The following is a 16,024-nucleotide window of genomic DNA, read 5'->3' as shown; positions in this document are numbered from 1 at the left end:
GTGTGATTTATATTGGACTGACGGGATGGGGGGATCATGACAGCATCTATCCGCCGAAGACGGCCAGCCAGAAAAAATTGCAGGCCTATTCCTCCCATTTTCCGATCGTGGAATTAGACGCGAGCTTTTATGCGATTCAGCCGGCTCGCAATAATGAAAAGTGGGTCAAGGAAACGCCCGAAACCTTCCAATTTATCGTGAAAGCATATCAGGGCATGACAGGGCATCAGCGCGGTGAAATTCCCTTTGACTCAAAAGAGGAGATGTTTGATGCGTTTAAGCTGTCTTTAACGCCATATTTACATAGCAACAAGCTCGCCATGGTGCTGTTTCAATTTCCGCCGTGGTTTGACTGCAAGAAGGAGAATGTCGCCTATTTGAGATGGTGCAAGCACCAAATGGGGGATATTCCTTGTGCGCTTGAATTCAGAAACCGTTCATGGTTCTCGCCGCCGTTTTATGAGCAGACGCTTTCATTTATGAAAGCGGAAGGCTGGATTCACAGTGTCTGTGATGAACCGCAAATCGGAGAAGGCAGCGTTCCGACTGTGCTGCGCGCAACCGATGAAAACAAAACGCTCGTCAGGTTTCACGGACGCAACAAGCAGGGCTGGATGAAGCCTGACGGAGGGAAAAACTGGCGCGAGGTCAGGTACTTATACCGCTACAACCAACAGGAGCTGGAGGATTGGAAAAAGCACCTGAATGAATTGCAGCAGCAATGTAAGGATGTTTTTGTCCTGTTCAACAATAATTCCGGCGGTGACGCCGCGGATAACGGCAAGCAGATGCTTGAACTGCTTGATATCGAGTACAGCGGACTTGCTCCGAGACAGCTCGATTTATTTTAGAAAAGAGGTTTTTACTGATGTCGTTTGTGATTTTGGTCGTCCTGGGATTAATCGCAGGTACGGTAGGAAGTCTGATCGGGCTTGGCGGCGGAATTGTCATTGTGCCGTCTTTGATGTTTTTAAGCACAGTGACGCCGCTGTTTCAGGATGTGACGCCGCAGGTTGCGATTGGAACTTCGCTTTTGGTCATTATTTTTACGGGTCTTTCTTCAACTTTGGCTTATATTAAATATAAAATCGTTGATTATAAGAGCGGGCTCATTTTCTTTATCGGTTCAGGTCCCGGCAGCATAATCGGGGCTTATGTGTCAAAGCTGTTCAATTCAAACTCATTTTCCGTTTGGTTTGGCATTTTTATGATTCTGATTTCATTATCCTTAATGCTGAAAGCGAAAGCCCGGCCCATTAACAAAGCGCACAAAGGGATTATCCGGACATTTCAGGATGATGCCGGTGAGCCTTATACGTACTCATATCAGGCCCCTGTCGGTATTGCCATTGCCTTTGTTGTCGGTTTTTTAGGCGGGCTTTTCGGAATAGGCGGCGGATCACTGATGGTTCCGGCGATGATGCTGTTATTTTTGTTTCCGCCGAAGGTTGCGGTCGCAACATCCATGTTTATTATTTTCCTGTCTTCTATGACAGGGTCTGTTTCACATATTATTTCCGGGCACGTCAATTGGCTGTACGCCCTCGCGCTTGTGCCCGGCGCTTGGTTCGGCGGAAAGCTTGGCGCCGCCATCAACAGAAAAATGCAGACGAAAACGATCGTTATGATCATGCGGATCGTATTGATTTTAATCGGCTGCCAGCTCATTTATGAAGGCATTTTCAGCTGAACGATTAGGGAGAGATATTATGAAGGAGAAGCTCCGCTTATATCATACAAATGATTTGCACAGCCATTTTGAAAACTGGCCGAAAATTGTAGATTATATCGAGCAGAAAAGAAAAGAGCATCAATCAGACAGCGAAGAGACGCTCGTATTTGATATTGGCGATCATCTTGATCGTTTTCAATTCGTGACAGAGGCGACATTCGGAAAAGCCAATGTCGATCTCTTAAACCGCCTTCACATTGATGGAGCGGCGATCGGCAATAACGAAGGGATTACGCTTCCGCATGAAGAGCTTGCTGCTTTATATGATCATGCTGAATTTCCTGTTATCGTCTCCAACCTGTTTGATAAAAACGGAAACCGTCCGTCCTGGGCGGTGCCTTACCATATCAAATCATTGAAAAACGGTATGTCCATTGCTTTCTTAGGCGTAACTGTGCCGTATTATCCCGTTTACGACAAGCTGGGATGGACAGTAACAGATGCCCTTGATAGCGTAAAGGAAACCATTCAGGAAGTGAAAGGGCAGGCGGATATCATCGTCCTGCTGTCGCATTTAGGCATTCTTGATGATCAAGCAGTGGCTGAAGCGGTACCTGAGATTGATGTCATTCTCGAATCGCACACCCATCATTTGCTTGAAGACGGACAAGTGGTGAACGGGGTATTGCTTGCCAGTGCTGAGAAATACGGGCATTATGTCGGCTGTGTAGAAATCACGGTGGACAGTGTACAGCGAAGCATCATCAGCAAAACAGCGTCTGTGCAGAACATGGCGGAATGGACAGGAGAATCCGCAGAAACAAAAGCGTTTCTTAATGAAAAAGAACGTGAAGCCGAGGAGAAGCTCTCCGATGCCGTTGCAGAGCTTGCCCAAGATGCTGAGGTGAAGTGGTTTGAAGAATCAGAGCTGCCTTTGCTTTTGGCGTACGCGTTAAAAGAATGGTGCGAGACGGAAATCAGTATGGTGAATTCAGGTGTCATTCTCGGTCCGCTGAAAGCAGGCCCTGTGACGAAACTGGACCTGCACCGCATCTGTCCGCATCCGATCAACCCGGTGGCTGTCCGCCTGACGGGTGAAGAACTGAAGGAAACCATTGTTCATGCCGCTTCCGAACAAATGGAACAGCTCCGGATCAAAGGGCTCGGCTTCCGCGGAGAAGTGATGGGGAAAATGGTGTATGCCGGCGTTGAGGTAGAAACGAAACGGCTCGATGACGGGATCACGCATGTCACCCGCATCACGCTGAACGGGGAAGATATTGAAAAACATAAACAATACTCCGTTGCGGTGCTTGATATGTTTACGCTCGGCAAACTGTTTCCGTTGATTCGCGACGCGGCAGAAAAAGAATATTTTATGCCGGAATTTTTGCGGGATCTGCTCGCTTGGAAGCTCGCGCAATAAGGCTGTCAGCCCACAACAAGCTGTGCCCTTCATCATAAAGTGATGAATGAAGGGAGTGGTTGACGTGGTAAATTTGACACCGATCATGATAGAAGGACAGCCTTTTACAGCTGTGACAGTAAAGCTTCCCAAAACGAATTTTATGGCCGTCACCAATGATCACGGATACATTATGTGCGGCGCGCTTGATGTGGCGCTGCTGAATGAGAAATTAAAGGAGCGCGGCATCGTGGCGGGGCGCGCAGTTGGTGTCCGCACCATTGACCAGCTGTTAGACGCACCTTTAGAATCCGTCACGTACGCCGCGGAAGATCTTGGCATTCAAGTCGGCATGAGCGGCAGAGAAGCGCTTTTAAAAATGGTGAAATAAAATAAATTGGCCCCGGCTATTACTATGTCCCCTCTTACAAGCATACATTGTGATATGTAAGGGGGGATTTTCTTGCCAAGATATCGCGGCCCTTTTCGCAAGAGAGGACCTTTGCCTTTCCGTTACGTGATGCTCCTGTCAGTTGTCTTTTTTATCCTGTCAACAACGGTCAGCCTTTGGATGATCAATGGCTCGATCAAACCTGTTTTAATGGACATCGGCGAGATGGAAACGAAGCGTATCGCGACAGAGGTGATCCAGGATTCGATTGAGGACTATATGTCTGACAGTGAAAATATGAAAGATATGTTTCAAATGAATTCTGATGAAAACGGAAATTTAACGACAATCGATTTTAATACACAGGTTGTAAACAGTGTAAAAACAAAAGTGACAAAGCAGCTTCAGGCTCATCTGAAAGAGATGGAAACCCATACCGGACATAGCGGCGCCAGTGAAAACATTATGATCAACATTCCGCTGGGACAGGTAACCGGCAACAGCCTTCTTGGAAACCTCGGGCCGAAAATCCCGGTCCGGTTCAATTTAATCGGTGACGCTTTTACAGATGTCAAAACCAAAATCAAGCCGTATGGCATAAATAACGCACTTATTGATATCAGCATCTTTGTCGAAATTAAAGTGAAGGTCATCATTCCGTTTGCCAGCAAAACCGCTGTCGTCACAAATAATGTTCCTGTATCGATTAAAGCAGTGCAGGGCGAAGTGCCGCAATTTTATAATGGAAGCGGCGGCTCGGGTGTCACGCCTTCTGTCCAGCTTCCGGGCAGCAAAGAAGATGACGGTGCCGATTCAAAAAAAGAAAAAAGCAGCAAATAAGCCGCCTGTCGAAGAGGCGGCTTTTTGTTACTTCTTTTTTTTGTATTCATATCGTTCCCACGCCCTCAAATGCGGGTATGGATCAAATGACCATTCGGTTCTTCCATTGTCTTTGTACATGCCATAGTGCAGATGCGGCGGGAACTTCCCGGCGGTTCCCGGAGGGCCGTATCCGGAGCTTCCGACTGATCCGATCACTTGGCCGGGCTCAACGATTTGTCCAGTTTTAATCCCTTTGGCAAACCCATTGAGGTGGGCAAAATAATGATACGTATTGTTAATGTCCCTGATGCCGATTCTCCATCCTCCGAAGCGGTTCCAGCCCTTCATTTCGACAACGCCGTAACATGTGGATTTGACAGGAAGGCCGTAATGGGCAAAGATATCCGTACCTTCATGAATCCGTCTTCCTCCGAAGCCGCGGGCATCTCCCCACGTGCTTCGATAGCTGTAATCGGTTCTGATCGGAAGCGGGAATGCATGCTCGCCCAGGTCAATATGGCCGTAGGCTTTAAAAAGCTTCATGAATTCAGATATGATCCCCACTGTCTGATCGCGCCGGTAATAATGCCAAAGCCCAATGCGGATGTTGTCCTCATCTGTGCCGTACGACAGCAAGTATTGGCTGAACGTATACAAAATATCTTCATCGTTGCTGACCTCTGCTTTCCCGTCTCCATCGCCATCCATTCCGATTCCGTCAAACACTTTAATGCTTAACGGCGCATCGTCTTTCGGATTTGGGTTTTCAGGCCCGCTCCAGATGTCATCGGGTATATGGATGCTGATGATTCCCGCCTTGTCGGGCAGATCTTTCCGGTTGCTCCGCACATTTTCCTCGTATTGATCAACAGCGGCGAGCGCATACCAAGGGATCTGCGTCACAGCCTCGCTTTTATGATATAATTCCATCCGTTTCGACAGCACTGGATCTGAAAGCTTTTTTCCAGACGCAGAAGGCTCAAAGGCAAACAAAAGGAGAAGAAGAGCGGATAACAAAACTTTCACAAAATAATCTCCTTTCATATTGAATACACATAGTTTGCAGCAACCCGGCTTAAAAATGTCAGTAATCATCTTCCCTTGTCGAGAAATTTTTCCTATGTTAAAGTGTCTAAAGAAAAGACTTTCTTTAGTTAGAAAAACATTATTTTTGTTGCAGAAATAAAACCTGCACCTTTCTCGTTTTCAGAATGTTTCGTGTCAGAAATTGAGTATATTGGATATTGGAGATGATGGGAATTGGCAAAGAAAGACGAACACCTCAGAAAGCCCGAATGGCTCAAAATCAAATTAAATACAAATGAAAACTATACAGGGCTCAAAAAACTCATGCGGGAAAACAACCTGCATACCGTATGCGAAGAAGCAAAATGCCCGAATATTCATGAATGCTGGGCGGTCAGACGTACAGCGACATTTATGATTTTAGGTTCTGTTTGCACAAGAGCATGCCGTTTCTGCGCTGTCAAAACAGGACTTCCAACTGAGCTTGACCTGCAAGAGCCGGAACGCGTAGCGGATTCAGTCGCGCTTATGAATCTGAAGCACGCGGTCATTACGGCTGTGGCGCGTGACGATCAGAAAGACGGCGGGGCAGGCATTTTCGCGGAAACCGTCCGTGCAATCCGCAGAAAAAGCCCGTTCACAACAATTGAGGTGCTGCCGTCTGATATGGGCGGAAACTACGATAACCTAAAAACCTTGATGGATACACGCCCAGACATCCTGAATCACAATATCGAAACGGTTCGCCGCCTGACGCCAAGAGTCCGCGCGCGTGCGACGTACGATCGTTCATTGGAATTTCTGCGCCGTGCGAAGGAAATGCAGCCTGACATTCCGACGAAATCAAGTATTATGATCGGACTCGGCGAAACCAAAGAAGAGATTATTGAAGTAATGGACGACCTCTTGGCGAACAACGTGGATATTATGGCAATCGGCCAATATCTGCAGCCGACGAAAAAACACTTGAAAGTCCAAAAATACTATCACCCTGATGAATTTGCAGAATTAAAGGAAATCGCGATGCAAAAAGGCTTCAGCCATTGCGAAGCCGGTCCGCTTGTCCGCTCCTCTTACCATGCGGATGAACAGGTAAACGAAGCATCTAAAAAGCGTCAAGCACAAGCGTAATGCCAAAACGCCAGATCATCTGGCGTTTTTGTCATTCCTATCGATTTTCATGTCCTGGTGTGTTTCTCCGTTGGCATTTTCATTCTCTGAGACGGGGCTTCCTTGCGGGGAGGTTTTCATTTCTTGAATCGTCCCCGACATGATCTCTCTGATATCTCTGGAACTAGAGCCGAGATTGCTGTAATTTTCGATGGACTGCATATGGTTTGGATTATCGGAAATATACACATGATAGTATCGCGGTATGACAGAAGCCGCTGTTTTTTTGACCTGATCGGCGGTCAGCTCCCGGTTTTTAGAATCGGTTTTGTATACGACAAGCGCTTCTCGGTCAGTCACCAATGTCGCAGCATCTTGAATATGGGGGAGCTGAACCGTTAAACTTGATATTATGTGAGCGGTTTCTTCCCGGTTCATCACCGGCGTTTTCTGCTGTTCGCCGTCAAATTGTTCTTTTTGATAGCGGACATAGCCAAATTGTTCGTTCTCATCATGCCTGTTAAAAGCCTCGTTGCGATCCGACACATGAATGGGTTTGGTTTGATTCTGTGTCTGATTGCGGACATTCTCGGCATTATCCAATCCTGCGCCTCCGCATCCGGATAAAAGTCCGGTCAGCAGGCAGAGGCTGATGGCAGTTCGTTTCATTTATCAATCCCTCCTCATGTGTAGGGTAGCCAAATCGCATGATTTATTCTTTAGCAATTGATGGGGACGGGGCAATGAATTATGATAGGAATGAGTGAAAAAGAGGTGAAATCATGATTCTTATTCAAAATGCCGAATTTGAATTGGTGCACAATTTCAAAGACGGCTTCAACGAAGAGGCTTTTAAAGCCCGCTACTCCGATATATTAAATAAATACGATTATATTGTGGGAGACTGGGGATACGGTCAGCTTAGGCTCAAGGGCTTCTTTGACGACCAGAATCAAAAGGCAACCTTCGAAACGAAAATCAGCACATTAGATGAATATATTTACGAATACTGCAATTTCGGCTGTGCGTATTTTGTCTTGAAACGGATCAGAAAATAAATATACACAAAGGGGATGCTGTCATGTATTTTGTTGACAGAAACAAAATAGAGAAAACACTGGGGTTCTTCGAGCACCAGCTGGCGCTATTTAACTTACAAACAGACTGGCAGACTGAATTCGGGGGACTGGCGCTTCAGCGTATAGGCCATCTGTTAATCGAATGCATTCTTGATACAGGCAATGACATGATTGACGGTTTTATTATGCGGGACCCGGGCAGCTATGATGACATTATGGACATACTTGTTGATGAAAAAGTTGTCACGGAAAAAGAGGGAACTGAGCTCAAGAAATTGATCGCCTACCGCAAAACATTGGTTCAACAGTACCTGCTCGCTGACAGCGGCGAGCTTTACAGGCTGATCAAGGCGCATCAAGCAGCCCTTCAAGACTTCCCCAAACGGATCAGAAGCTATTTGGAAACAGAGCTAGGACCTGTTTCCGCGTTTAAATAACAACTGGAAAGCCACAGGAGTGTTGGAAATGAAAACATATAAAGGGTATTTAATTGATTTAGACGGAACGATGTACAATGGCACGGAAAAAATCGAGGAAGCGTGTGAATTTGTCAGAACGCTAAAAGATCGCGGCGTTCCTTATCTTTTCGTGACAAACAACTCTTCGCGCACACCGAAGCAGGTGGCGGACAAGCTGATGTCTTTTGATATTCCGGCAACAGAAGAGCAGGTCTTCACGACAAGCATGGCTACTGCCCAGCATATTGCCCAGCAGAAAAAAGACGCGTCTGTATATGTGATTGGGGAGGAAGGAATCCGCCAGGCGATTGAAGAAAACGGCCTGACATTTGGCGGAGAAAACGCGGACTTTGTCGTTGTTGGTATCGACCGTTCCATTACATACGAAAAATTTGCTGTCGGCTGCCTGGCAATCAGAAATGGCGCCCGCTTTATTTCCACTAACGGAGATATTGCGATTCCGACTGAAAGAGGGCTTCTGCCTGGAAACGGTTCACTGACATCTGTGTTAACCGTATCTACAGGTGTACAGCCTGTATTTATCGGCAAGCCGGAATCAATCATTATGGAGCAGGCGATGCGCGTTCTCGGCACAGATGTGTCTGAAACACTCATGGTCGGCGACAACTACGCGACTGATATTATGGCCGGCATTAACGCAGGTATGGATACGCTGCTCGTTCACACGGGTGTAACGAAAAGAGAGCATATGACAGACGATATGGAAAAACCGACTCACGCCATTGACTCTCTGACCGAATGGATTCCATACATTTAAAAAAAAGGGCGCCCCAAAAGGGTGCCCTTATTCTGTGTGCCGCGCGCGGTGTGCGAGCCTGCTTGAGGCCGCGGCGGAAATCGCCCCGACGATGTCATCCAGAAAGGTGTGGCATTCGCCGGTTGATTTATCATTTAATCGTTTAAGGATTCCGGGTTTTTCTTTGTCGATGTAACCGTAGTTTGTAAACCCGATCGATCCGTAAATGTTTACAATGGAAAATGCCAGAACTTCATCTACTCCATATAGGCTTTCATCTATTTCCAGCATCGTTTGCAGCGGTTCAGACAGTTTTTTCTGCTCAGCAAGAACATCCAATTCAATGCCCGTTAAAATCGCGTTTTGCACCTCGCGTTTTGCGAGAACGCGATTGACGTTCAGCGTGCATTCATCAATGGTTAAATCCGGATGATATTTTTTCTGCAGAAAAAAGACAAGCTCGGCAATATCTGATACCTCTACGCCGCGCTCCTTCATCCGTGCTCTTGCTTTAGCTTCCATCTGACTGAATTGTTCGTTTTCTGACATCAGCTTCACCCAATCTTTTTTACTAGTTTATACAAAATGTTTGAGAAGTTTACGACTTTTTCTTGCGCCTTGTTCGGATTAAAATATGTATTCATAATTCCGGCTCTGTATGACTACGATGTGATGAGCCCTAATTCAACAGGCAGGTGATCATGGTGAAAGGTACAATAAAAGAAAAATACGGCATTCACATCAGGCAGCTCTCCGTGTACCAGCACACATATCAATGCTTTCAGACGCCTAATTCATTCTTTCTGATAGTCCCCGTTTCCCAATTCTCAGATACAGAGCTGGCGGAGCTTTATTACATGAGTCAGTATTTACAAGAACAAAGTGACCCATACGTTTCGGTTTTTATCTTTACAAAAGAAGGCGAGCTGACATTTGAACATGAAGAAAAAACGTACGCTCTGCTGAAGGCGGCCCCCCCTTATTCAAACAGGGCGTTCTCCATTGGAGCGGAGCTGGCGGAATTTCACCGAAAAGGCCGAGGGTATCCGTATGAGGTGAAGGCAGCTGGAAGAATCGGCCAGTGGAAGGATCTGTGGGGAAAACGCATTGATCAGCTGGAGGTGTTTTGGCAGCGAAAGGTTCATAGCCCTCCTCACGAGCCATTCGATAAAAAAATGATCGAGTCATTTCCATATTATTTAGGACTGTCAGAAAACGCGATCCAATATTTAGTGGACACGGAGCTGGATGACAAGCCCCAAGCCGCTGATTCAGGAACGATATGCCATCAGCGGATGGAAAGGCATACATGGTCACCGGAATCATTGATCAGGATTCCGGCCGATTGGGTGTTTGACCACGCTTCCCGTGATTTGGCTGAATATATGAGGCATACGTTTTTGCATCACAGACAAGATTTTAATCAGCAGGGCTTTCTCTTTTTGCAGGAATACGAGCAAGTCACACCGCTGTCTTCGTTTTCGAAACGCCTTTTATACAGCCGTCTGCTTTTTCCGCTTCATTATTTTGAAATTGTGGAAAGCTATTACATGTCTTCAGAATCAGAAAAGCATTATTTTGAAGAACAGCTTGACTTTATTCTTAATGACTGTGAGCGTTATGAACAATTTCTCAATACAGCGCAGGAATTCATGAATATGCGGGCGCAGAAGCTGTTTGTTCCCCGCGTCAGCTGGCTCGGCAAAGGCAGCTCAGGGTGAGGAGAAAATCTGACAAAAATAATTAGAAAATAAAGAATCTTGTCATATCAATGTGTTAAGCGTTTACATTCGAAAAATTCAGCCTATCGCTGTCTTGTCAAAACAGGAGCGGGCTTATATAATGTTTGTAACTTATATGTCTGTGTTGAGTTAACAATTGTCTTTTTCAAGAGGACAATCAAAAGAAAGGTGGAGTTTTTTTGAAAGCGATTCGTGTAGGGCTTTTAGGTTTAGGTACCGTGGGAAGCGGTGTCGTTAAAATTATTCAAGATCATCAGGATAAGCTTATGCATCAGGTCGGCTGTCCGGTTACGATAAAAAAAGTGCTTGTAAAAGATATTGAGAAAAAGAGAGAAGTAGATTTGCCGAAAGAAGTGCTCACGAAAGAAGTATATGATGTCATTGATGATCCGGATGTTGATGTCATCATCGAGGTGATCGGCGGAGTTGAGCAGACAAAACAATATTTGGTCGACGCGCTGAGATCGAAAAAGCATGTTGTCACAGCAAACAAGGACTTAATGGCTGTGTACGGCTCCGAGCTGCTTGCTGAAGCGAAGGAAAATGGATGCGATATCTACTTTGAAGCCAGTGTTGCCGGCGGGATTCCGATTCTGCGCACGTTAGAGGAAGGCCTCTCATCAGACCGGATTACAAAAATGATGGGAATTGTGAACGGCACAACGAACTTTATCTTAACAAAAATGATCAAAGAAAAAAGCCCTTACGAGGAAGTGCTCAAGGAAGCGCAGGATCTCGGTTTTGCCGAAGCTGATCCGACTTCAGACGTGGAAGGGCTTGACGCCGCACGGAAAATGGCGATATTGGCGCGCCTCGGCTTTTCGATGAACGTCGATCTGGAAGACGTTAAGGTAAAGGGGATCTCCCAAATTACAGACGAGGACATCAGCTTCAGCAAACGTCTCGGCTATACAATGAAGCTGATCGGGATTGCCCAGCGTGACGGCAGCAAAATCGAAGTCAGCGTACAGCCGACACTGCTTCCTGACCACCATCCGCTTTCTGCTGTTCATAATGAGTTTAACGCCGTTTATGTATACGGCGAGGCTGTCGGTGAGACGATGTTCTACGGACCAGGAGCCGGAAGCATGCCGACAGCGACATCCGTTGTTTCTGACCTTGTCGCTGTCATGAAAAATATGCGCCTCGGCGTAACCGGCAACAGCTTTGTCGGGCCGCAATATGAGAAAAACATGAAATCGCCGTCTGACATTTACGCACAGCAGTTTTTAAGAATTCATGTAAAAGATGAGGTTGGTTCATTCTCGAAAATTACGTCTGTGTTCTCAGAACGGGGCGTGAGCTTTGAAAAAATTCTTCAACTGCCAATTAAAGGCCATGATGAGTTAGCAGAAATCGTAATTGTCACACACCATACATCAGAAGCTGATTTCAGTGATATCCTGCAAAACCTAAATGATTTGGAAGTCGTTCAAGAAGTCAAAAGCACATATCGTGTAGAAGGGAACGGTTGGAGCTAATGTGGAAAGGACTTATCCATCAATATAAAGAATTTTTACCTGTAACAGATCAAACACCGGCGCTTACTTTACATGAAGGAAACACGCCTCTTATTCACCTGCCGAAGCTGTCTGAGCAGCTCGGAATTGAGCTTCATGTCAAAACGGAGGGCGTCAATCCTACTGGATCATTTAAAGATCGCGGAATGGTTATGGCTGTGGCGAAGGCAAAAGAAGAAGGCAATGACACGATTATGTGCGCGTCAACAGGTAACACTTCCGCTGCTGCGGCAGCATATGCAGCCCGCGCTAACATGAAATGCATCGTCATTATCCCGAACGGAAAAATTGCGTTTGGAAAACTCGCTCAAGCAGTCATGTACGGAGCCGAGATTATCGCAATTGACGGAAACTTTGACGACGCGCTTAAAATTGTCCGTTCCATCTGTGAGAAATCACCGATTGCCCTTGTCAACTCAGTCAACCCTTACCGCATTGAAGGCCAAAAAACTGCTGCCTTCGAAGTGTGCGAACAGCTGGGGGAAGCGCCGGATGTGTTAGCGATCCCAGTTGGAAACGCGGGAAATATCACTGCGTACTGGAAAGGCTTCAAGGAATATCATGAGAAAAACGGCACAGGCCTTCCAAGAATGCGCGGCTTTGAAGCGGAGGGCGCTGCGGCAATTGTGCGCAATGAAGTGATTGAAAATCCGGAAACAATAGCGACGGCCATTCGGATTGGAAACCCGGCAAGCTGGGACAAAGCGGTAAAGGCAGCCGAGGAATCCGATGGGAAAATTGACGAAGTTACTGATGATGAAATCCTTCACGCCTATCAGCTGATTGCCCGTGAAGAAGGCGTGTTTGCAGAACCAGGTTCTTGCGCGTCTATCGCAGGAGTGCTGAAACAGGTGAAATCCGGAGAAATTCCGAAAGGCAGCAAGGTCGTGGCTGTGTTAACAGGAAACGGACTGAAAGATCCGAACACAGCGGTCGACATTTCCGAAATCAAGCCCGTCACATTGCCGACTGATGAAGAAAGCATCCTCGAATATATAAAAGGAGCGGCCCGTGTATGAACGAAGCCGACATGCTGTTCTCTGTCACTGTTCCCGGAAGCACGGCTAACCTGGGCCCCGGCTTTGATTCAGTCGGAATGGCGCTTAGCAGATATTTGAAGCTGACCGTCTTTGAAAGCGACAAATGGTCATTTGAAGCTGAAACAGAAACAGTCGCCGGAATTCCGGCGGGTACAGATAACCTAATCTATCAAGTGGCTAAACGGACCGCAGATTTATACGGAAAAGAAATGCCCCCTGTCCATGTGAAGGTGTGGAGCGACATCCCTCTTGCACGCGGCCTTGGCAGCAGCGCCGCGGCGATTGTAGCGGCCATTGAACTGGCTGATGAATTATGCGGCCTAAAGCTGTCTGAAGCGGACAAGCTGCATGTAGCCAGTTTAGAAGAAGGACACCCGGACAATGCTGGCGCGTCTCTCGTTGGCGGACTTGTGATCGGCCTGCATGAGGATGACGAGACCCAAATGATCCGCGTCCCGGATGCCGACATTGACGTTGTCGTTGTCATTCCTTTTTACGAAGTGCTGACAAGAGACGCAAGAGACGTGCTTCCGAAGGAGTTTCCATATGCCGACGCCGTAAAAGCAAGTGCTGTCAGCAATATGCTCATTGCTGCGATCATGTCCAAGGATTGGCCGCTCGTCGGGAAAATGATGAAAAAGGATATATTTCACCAGCCGTACCGGGCGATGCTAGTGCCTGAGCTGTCTAAAGTAGAACATGTTGCCGAGATGAAGGGCGCATATGGAACGGCGCTCAGCGGAGCAGGCCCGACGATTCTCGTCATGACCGAAAAAGGAAAGGGAGAAGAGCTGAAGGAACAGCTCGCGCTTCATTTCCCTCATTGTGAAGTTGACGCTTTGACCGTTCCGAAAGAGGGAAGTATAATAGAGCGAAACCCTTTATATCAAGTAAAAAGTGTATAAATCATGCCAAGCGTCCCTCAGCCTCAGCTGAGGGCGCTTTTTTTGCTGGAGATAAAGGAGTTTTTATTTAGGAAAACGAAATACATGTAAAAAGGAGGAGATATGAATATGAAAAAGCTGATAACCGCAGAAGACATCACAGAGATTGTCTCTGTGACCGATCCTCAATATGCCCCAGACGGCACCCGTGCCGCATTTGTGAAGTCACAAGTAAACCAAGAGAAAGATTCGTATACATCAAATATATGGGTCTATGAAACAAAAACAGGCGGGTCTGTTCCTTGGACACATGGAGAAAAGCGAAGCACCGATCCAAGATGGTCTCCGGACGGGCGCACGCTTGCTTTTATTTCTGATCGTGAAGGGGATGCAGCACAGCTGTATATCATGAGCACTGAAGGCGGAGAAGCAAGAAAACTGACTGATATCCCATATGGCGTGTCAAAGCCGCTATGGTCTCCAGACGGTGAATCGATTCTTGTCACTGTCAATTTGGGAGAGGGGGAAAGTGTTAATGATCAAGAAAAATTGGAGCAGGACAGCTATGAACCTGTTGAAGTTCATGGTCTCTCCTATAAACGGGACGGCAAAGGGCTGACGAGAGGTGCGTATGCCCAGCTAGTGCTTGTCAGCGTCAAGTCTGGCGAGATGAAGGAGCTGACAAATCACAAAGCCGACCATGGCGATCCTGCTTTTTCTCCTGACGGCAAATGGCTTGTTTTCTCAGCTAATTTAACTGAAACGGATGATGCCAGCAAGCCACATGATGTTTACATGATGTCACTGGCGTCTGGTGATCTTAAGCAGGTTACACCTCATCGCGGCTCATTCGGATCGAGTTCATTTTCACCAGACGGAAGGTATCTTGCTTTGCTTGGAAATGAAAAGGAATATAAGAATGCAACGCTCTCAAAGGCGTGGCTCTATGATATCGAACAAGGCCGCCTCACATGTCTGACTGAGATGCTGGACGTTCATTTAGCGGATGCGCTGATTGGAGATTCATTGATTGGAGGTGCCGAACAGCGCCCGATTTGGACGAAAGACTGCCAAGGGTTTTATGTTATCGGTACAGATCAAGGAAGCACGGGAATCTATTATATATCGATTGAAGGCCTTGTGTATCCGATTCGTCTGGAAAAGGAGTACATCAATAGCTTCTCTCTTTCACCTGATGAACAGCACTTTATGGCCAGTGTGACAAAGCCGGACAGACCGAGTGAGCTTTACAGTATCCCGCTTGGACAGGAAGAAAAACAGCTGACTGGCGTGAATGACAAGTTTGTCAGTGAGCATGCGATTTCAATGCCTGAAGAGATTCAATATGTCACAGAAGACGGCGTGACGGTGAACGGCTGGCTGATGAAGCCCGCACAAATGGAAGGTGAAACAGCATATCCACTTATTCTCAACATACACGGCGGTCCTCATATGATGTACGGGCATACATATTTTCATGAGTTTCAAGTGCTGGCGGCGAAAGGATATGCGGTCGTCTATATCAATCCGAGGGGAAGCCACGGCTACGGTCAGGAATTTGTGAATGCAGTCAGAGGAGATTATGGGGGAAAGGATTATGACGATGTGATGCAGGCTGTGGATGAGGCTATCAAACGAGATCCGCATATTGATCCTAAGCGGCTCGGCGTCACGGGCGGAAGCTACGGGGGTTTCATGACCAACTGGATCGTCGGGCAGACGAACCGCTTTAAAGCTGCCGTCACCCAGCGCTCGATTTCAAATTGGATCAGCTTTCACGGCGTCAGTGATATCGGTTATTTCTTTACAGACTGGCAGCTTGAGCATGACATGTTTGAGGACACAGAAAAGCTCTGGGACCGGTCTCCTTTAAAATACGCAGCAAACGTTAAGACACCGCTTTTGATTCTGCATAGCGAGCGGGATGACCGATGCCCGATCGAGCAGGCGGAGCAGCTGTTTATCGCTCTGAAAAAAATGGGCAAGGAAACGATGCTTGTCCGTTTTCCGAAAGCGTCGCACAATTTGTCACGCACCGGACACCCAAGACAGCGGATCAAGCGCCTGAATTATATCAGCTCATGGTTTGACCAATATCTCTAATAAAAAAAGCCAGGC

General features: G+C 46.9%; 17 protein-coding genes. 14 read left to right on the top strand and 3 right to left on the bottom strand.

The genetic code is table 11. The features are described 5' to 3' along the window. Positions 1–2 precede the first annotated feature (2 nt). The 5 genes from BFW96_RS18755 (at position 3) to yunB (ending at position 4,308) form a co-directional block, all read left to right on the top strand. Complete coding sequence (locus BFW96_RS18755) at positions 3–851, top strand: DUF72 domain-containing protein (protein WP_069840307.1); 849 nt, start codon at positions 3–5, stop codon at positions 849–851. A 17-nt stretch (positions 852–868) separates the two neighbouring features. Beyond that, on the top strand, positions 869–1,690 hold the full coding sequence (locus tag BFW96_RS18750) for a sulfite exporter TauE/SafE family protein (protein ID WP_014665251.1): 822 nt from the start codon (positions 869–871) through the stop codon (positions 1,688–1,690). Between the two features lie 19 nt (positions 1,691–1,709). Next, positions 1,710–3,098 carry a bifunctional metallophosphatase/5'-nucleotidase gene (locus BFW96_RS18745; protein ID WP_069840272.1) on the top strand — a complete coding sequence of 463 codons (1,389 nt, stop codon included), beginning with the start codon at positions 1,710–1,712 and terminating at the stop codon, positions 3,096–3,098. 64 nt (positions 3,099–3,162) lie between these two features. Then, positions 3,163–3,468 carry a YunC family protein gene (locus BFW96_RS18740; protein ID WP_014665249.1) on the top strand — a complete coding sequence of 102 codons (306 nt, stop codon included), beginning with the start codon at positions 3,163–3,165 and terminating at the stop codon, positions 3,466–3,468. A gap of 72 nt (positions 3,469–3,540) precedes the next feature. Further along, complete coding sequence (gene yunB, locus BFW96_RS18735) at positions 3,541–4,308, top strand: sporulation protein YunB (RefSeq protein ID WP_069840271.1); 768 nt, start codon at positions 3,541–3,543, stop codon at positions 4,306–4,308. Between the two features lie 27 nt (positions 4,309–4,335). Here yunB and lytH read toward each other — a convergent pair whose 3' ends face one another. Beyond that, on the bottom strand, positions 4,336–5,316 hold the full coding sequence (lytH, locus tag BFW96_RS18730) for an L-Ala--D-Glu endopeptidase (protein ID WP_069840270.1): 981 nt from the start codon (positions 5,314–5,316) through the stop codon (positions 4,336–4,338). Positions 5,317–5,550: 234 nt separating this feature from the next. Between lytH and lipA the strand changes: the two genes are divergently transcribed. Further along, the gene (lipA, locus tag BFW96_RS18725) at positions 5,551–6,447 is read left to right on the top strand and encodes a lipoyl synthase (RefSeq protein ID WP_003222888.1); all 897 of its coding nucleotides are present in this window, start codon (positions 5,551–5,553) and stop codon (positions 6,445–6,447) included. A gap of 15 nt (positions 6,448–6,462) precedes the next feature. Here lipA and BFW96_RS18720 read toward each other — a convergent pair whose 3' ends face one another. Next, positions 6,463–7,095 carry a YhcN/YlaJ family sporulation lipoprotein gene (locus BFW96_RS18720; RefSeq protein WP_069840269.1) on the bottom strand — a complete coding sequence of 211 codons (633 nt, stop codon included), beginning with the start codon at positions 7,093–7,095 and terminating at the stop codon, positions 6,463–6,465. Positions 7,096–7,208: 113 nt separating this feature from the next. Here BFW96_RS18720 and BFW96_RS18715 point away from each other — a divergent pair, with 113 nt between their 5' ends. From BFW96_RS18715 to nucF, 3 genes are read left to right on the top strand one after another with little or no spacing between them, the layout of a single operon-like run. Further along, positions 7,209–7,484: a YutD family protein gene (locus tag BFW96_RS18715; protein WP_003228682.1), complete on the top strand. Its 276-nt coding sequence runs from the start codon at positions 7,209–7,211 to the stop codon at positions 7,482–7,484. A gap of 23 nt (positions 7,485–7,507) precedes the next feature. Continuing rightward, complete coding sequence (locus BFW96_RS18710) at positions 7,508–7,942, top strand: DUF86 domain-containing protein (protein ID WP_069840268.1); 435 nt, start codon at positions 7,508–7,510, stop codon at positions 7,940–7,942. A gap of 28 nt (positions 7,943–7,970) precedes the next feature. Beyond that, positions 7,971–8,741, top strand: coding sequence for a 5' nucleotidase NucF (gene nucF / locus BFW96_RS18705; protein ID WP_014477880.1), 771 nt, complete (start codon positions 7,971–7,973; stop codon positions 8,739–8,741). A 27-nt stretch (positions 8,742–8,768) separates the two neighbouring features. Here nucF and BFW96_RS18700 read toward each other — a convergent pair whose 3' ends face one another. Further along, complete coding sequence (locus BFW96_RS18700) at positions 8,769–9,269, bottom strand: phosphatidylglycerophosphatase A family protein (protein WP_003243814.1); 501 nt, start codon at positions 9,267–9,269, stop codon at positions 8,769–8,771. 152 nt (positions 9,270–9,421) lie between these two features. Between BFW96_RS18700 and cotNH the strand changes: the two genes are divergently transcribed. From cotNH to BFW96_RS18675, 5 genes are all read left to right on the top strand, one after another. Next, entirely contained in the window at positions 9,422–10,441 is a 1,020-nt protein-coding gene (cotNH, locus tag BFW96_RS18695) for a spore coat-associated protein CotNH (protein ID WP_069840267.1), read from the top strand. A gap of 200 nt (positions 10,442–10,641) precedes the next feature. After that, a complete protein-coding gene (locus tag BFW96_RS18690) occupies positions 10,642–11,943 on the top strand; it encodes a homoserine dehydrogenase (protein ID WP_069840266.1) in 1,302 nt (433 codons plus the stop codon). Then, entirely contained in the window at positions 11,943–13,001 is a 1,059-nt protein-coding gene (gene thrC / locus BFW96_RS18685) for a threonine synthase (RefSeq protein WP_069840306.1), read from the top strand. Before BFW96_RS18690 ends, thrC begins: the two co-directional genes overlap by 1 nt. Further along, the gene (gene thrB / locus BFW96_RS18680; RefSeq protein ID WP_014665240.1) at positions 12,998–13,927 is read left to right on the top strand and encodes a homoserine kinase; all 930 of its coding nucleotides are present in this window, start codon (positions 12,998–13,000) and stop codon (positions 13,925–13,927) included. Before thrC ends, thrB begins: the two co-directional genes overlap by 4 nt. 108 nt (positions 13,928–14,035) lie before the next feature. Next, positions 14,036–16,009 (top strand): S9 family peptidase, encoded by a 1,974-nt coding sequence (locus tag BFW96_RS18675; protein ID WP_069840265.1) that lies wholly within the window; start codon positions 14,036–14,038, stop codon positions 16,007–16,009. Positions 16,010–16,024 lie beyond the last annotated feature (15 nt).

Source organism: Bacillus sp. F56 (assembly GCF_001748205.1).
GTDB lineage: Bacteria > Bacillota > Bacilli > Bacillales > Bacillaceae > Bacillus > Bacillus stercoris.
Note: the sequence above shows the minus strand (reverse complement) of the source record. Positions and strands in the feature narration are given on the sequence as shown.